A 3,622-nucleotide genomic window follows, 5' to 3' on the forward strand; every position below is an offset into this window, starting at 1 on the left:
ATGCCAACACAAATCAACATCCAGAGTGGATGAAAACCGTTGGTGGGACTGCGGCTGTCGAGGGAGACGATGTGTCCGTCGGTAACGTTGCGGGCGACGGTCAGGTAATAAAACATATCCTCCGCGACAAAGTGCGAAAGTGCCAGGCGCATCGGCAAAACCGCGAGCGCGAGGACGCCGATCGAACCCGCAACCATGACCGCGAAGAGCAACTTTTCCGCGGTGGTACGCGAGGTTGTCATCGGCGTCACCATATGTGATGAGTTCGAAATCCGTGTAGTTTTACCGGCTTGGCATGCTCGGATGGGACTCATCCACGCATGGCGTCATACGCCTCGGCAGTATGCACCAGCCGGCACACAAACCTACCCGGTGCACCCGGCCGCAATCGGTCGGGTGTTGGTCCATGCCGACCTAGAACGGGTTCAGGCCTTCAAGGCGGGCTGGTTACCGATCATAAACGGATCTGTCGCTACTCGATCAACCTCCGCGAGTACTTCACTTCGCGGCCAAGCACTTCCGTCCCCCGCCGACGCCAGCGAAGTGTGCACGGCACCCGGCCCCGAACGACCCCGCCAACGCAGACTTGCCCACCATCGACAACACCGGCAGACTCAACCCGTCGAGGACCCCGAAGGTGCTGGCTGTGCGATGCGAATCTATCGCGAAGCCAGATACAGGCCGAATCCAACCGAGGAGAACGCCCTTGAAGCGACCCGCCGAGGTGATGTGGGGGGCGGTGACAGCGATCCGGGATCAACTCATAACGGTCGGCCGCCAATCGGAGCGCACACTTGTGCTCGGCGCGGTCCTTCTGGCGTCGGTGGTGTCGGCAGTGACGGGCTTCGTCCTCGCGCAGTACTACTCCGTCGACGTACTTGCCTCTCTTACCGGAGTCGCCGAAGACTGCTGGCTCGACTGGGGCGCGCAGATCGGCCGGCATTGCTTCAGCGACTACGCAATAACCGCGGACGAAGGTATGCGGCCCAATCCCTGGGGGCCTTACCCGACCTTCTTACCCTGGGATAACTACCAGGCGGGCTGGGTTAACTATCCGGCGGCCGCGATGGTGCCGCATTTGTTGTTCGCGCTTCCCGCAAAGTTGCTGGGCGCGCCAAAGCTTGGGCTGATTGCTTACCTGCTCGCACTAACGATCGCGGTCCTCGCGCCCGCGTTCTGGGCGTCCCGGGGGGCACGCGGCCTGGAACGGGTGGTGGTGTTCGTGGTGCTGGGCGCCGCGGCCATGCCGGCATGGGCGGTGATCGATCGGGGCAACTCGGTGGGGTTCCTGGCGCCGATCGCACTGGTCTTCCTGCTGGCGCTGCGCCGCGAGCGCTGGCGGCTAGTCACGATCACGGTGGTCTTGGCCGCGTTGCTGAAACCGCAGTTTGCCATCCTTGCCGTCGCGTTGTTCGCGTGCCGACAATGGCGGTTGGGCGGTCTCGCGCTCGGTGGGGTGGTGATATCCAATCTCGCCGCGTACCTGCTGTGGCCACGCGACTTTCCGCGAAACATCATGCAATCGATCCACGGTGTCTTGGGCTACGGCGGTTCGCCTTATGCGGTTACCTCTCCGTATAACGTCTCGTTCGCGAGCGGGCTCTTCCACGTCACCAATCGCGTCGCCCCCCTGTTCGGGTATGGCGTGCTCGCCTTGTTTGTGGTTTGTGTGCTTCTTCTCGGTCGGCGCATTCCCCCGGTGATGGTGGGCATCGCACTCTTGCCCATGGCCACACTCTTTCCTTTCCAGGCATTCAAGTATTACCTGGTGTTTGCCCTCCCCATCGCCGCGTTGGTGGTTCGCGACCCGGACGGGCCGCCGGGATGGGGGATCTTCGACCGCCTCGCCAAACTCGGTGACCACCGTCGCGCCGTCGGCATCTGGGTGAGCCTGGCCGTGTCGCTGAGCATCGCGTGGATCGCCTTGCCGAGCCCGCCAACCCAGGCGTTGATCGCGGGACAGAAGGGAACCATCGGGATTGTCGGCACCGCGCCCTTGGTTCCCACAACGGTCGCGGTGACGTCACTCCTGTGGTTGGTTACCTGCGCGGCCATCCTCGTCTCCTACGCACGAAGACCAGGCCCTCAGGCGTTGGAGGGGCCGGCACCAATTCGGCAACCGGCGAACTGAAGTCGGCAGCTGCGCCCCGGCGGGATAGTCAGTGAATCGACCAGTCCCAATGTTCTACGAGCGCAGGCATTCTCGACTGCGTAGCATTGTCACCGCGTGCATCCGGTGGCATTTTTGCCCGCCGTCGCACCAGTCACGACGAGCACCCGCGAGTGATCGGAATCGGTGCTCCCCGTGACAAATATCATCAGCCCGGTATCCGCGGCCCCCCACACCCACTTCGTTTCCTTCGTTCCGTTGAATTCGGTCGTCGCCGTTTTGCACCAGGGCCGTCCGTCGAATTCGCGGAAAACCGGCAGCTGGGGTGCCAAATAGGACTCCACGCTGTCGCGGTTGCGATCCACCATCCAATTCTCGAAATAAGTGTCAAGACTCTGCGCGAGCTCCGAGCCCGGCGGCATCGTCAGCTGCGTGACTACCTGCGACCGGGGCCCGGTCCCGAGCGGTGTCGGGCCTGAAGACGAAGTGCTCGTGCCGGTCGGCGGTAACGGGCGGAACGCGTCGTTTATGTCCCGCAGCGAACAGCCGCTGAGTACCAAGGCCATAACCGCGGCCGCCGCCGTCGCGCGCATCATGATCGCCAATCGTAGAGAGCCGTTGGCAGTGCTGAGTGTGGTGTGATGACGTGCTCAGACGCGCACGAATCTCCTTGGCTGGTCAGGCCGCTGTAGCTCGCCCGGCTGAGGCGACCACCAGACCGCCAGGCATCGGAGCCGAACGACCGGGGTGCCCACCCAAACGTCGGCGCCGAGCCAGCCCACCTCGCAGACTCAAAGAGTCGGGGTGGTGCGGTGTGACGAGTCTGCATCGAGCCGCCGGCCCGCGGTATTTTCCCTGGTCAGGCAGCAGCATCGAGCGAGGTTGTAACCGTTGAGTAACGGCTTGTCGAAGTCGTCAGGCGATATTTGCCAAAATCCCGGCGCGAAGCGTACCTGAGAACTACCCTGACGCCCATGACCGTGCTGTGTCGCCCGGCGGTCTCGGTGGTCGCGCCGTGCTTCAACGAGGAAGACGTGCTGCCGCTGTTTCTCGGCCGGGTCGGGGGTGTGCTGGATTCGTTGGGCGGAACCAGCGAGGTGGTCCTGGTCGATGACGGTTCCAGCGATCGGACCTGGGAGATCATCGAAAAGGCGGCCGTGGAGGATCCGCGTGTCGTCGGCGTGCGGTTGATGCGCAACCATGGGCACCAGCTCGCGCTCACCGCGGGGCTGAGCGTGTGCCGCGGTGAGCGTGTGCTCATCATCGACGCCGACCTGCAGGATCCGCCCGAGCTGTTGCCCGAGATGATGGCGCTCATGGACGACGGCGCCGACGTCGTCTACGGACAGCGCCGCCGGCGTGATGGCGACGGCATGCTGAAGCGTGCGACTGCCGCGATCTTCTACCGGCTGATCGGCCGCATGACCGATGTTGATATCCCCTGCGACACGGGTGATTTCCGCTTGATCACACGTCGTGTGCTGGATCTGCTGATCGCCATGCCCGAACGGC

Annotated in this window: 4 protein-coding genes; 2 read left to right on the forward strand and 2 right to left on the reverse strand. The window is 63.5% G+C overall.

Annotated features, from left to right (window positions below; translation table 11 throughout):
* Window positions 1–242, reverse strand: a 242-nt coding sequence (locus ACLP9N_RS02210) for a hypothetical protein (RefSeq protein ID WP_442405861.1), incomplete at its 3' end; no start/stop codon positions are given.
* A gap of 464 nt (window positions 243–706) precedes the next feature.
* On the opposite strand from ACLP9N_RS02210, the gene ACLP9N_RS02215 reads away from it, so the two are divergent.
* Window positions 707–2,131, forward strand: a complete 1,425-nt coding sequence (locus ACLP9N_RS02215) for a glycosyltransferase family 87 protein (RefSeq protein ID WP_442405862.1) — start codon at window positions 707–709, stop codon at window positions 2,129–2,131.
* Window positions 2,132–2,220: 89 nt separating this feature from the next.
* Here the strand turns inward: ACLP9N_RS02215 and ACLP9N_RS02220 are convergent, their stop codons facing one another.
* Window positions 2,221–2,706 carry a hypothetical protein gene (locus tag ACLP9N_RS02220; RefSeq protein ID WP_442405863.1) on the reverse strand — a complete coding sequence of 162 codons (486 nt, stop codon included), beginning with the start codon at window positions 2,704–2,706 and terminating at the stop codon, window positions 2,221–2,223.
* Between the two features lie 378 nt (window positions 2,707–3,084).
* Between ACLP9N_RS02220 and ACLP9N_RS02225 the strand changes: the two genes are divergently transcribed.
* Window positions 3,085–3,622, forward strand: a 538-nt coding sequence (locus tag ACLP9N_RS02225; protein WP_442405864.1) for a glycosyltransferase family 2 protein, incomplete at its 3' end; no start/stop codon positions are given.

Origin of the sequence: Mycobacterium sp., assembly GCF_052144515.1 — a bacterium.
Classification (GTDB): Bacteria; Actinomycetota; Actinomycetes; order Mycobacteriales; family Mycobacteriaceae; genus Mycobacterium.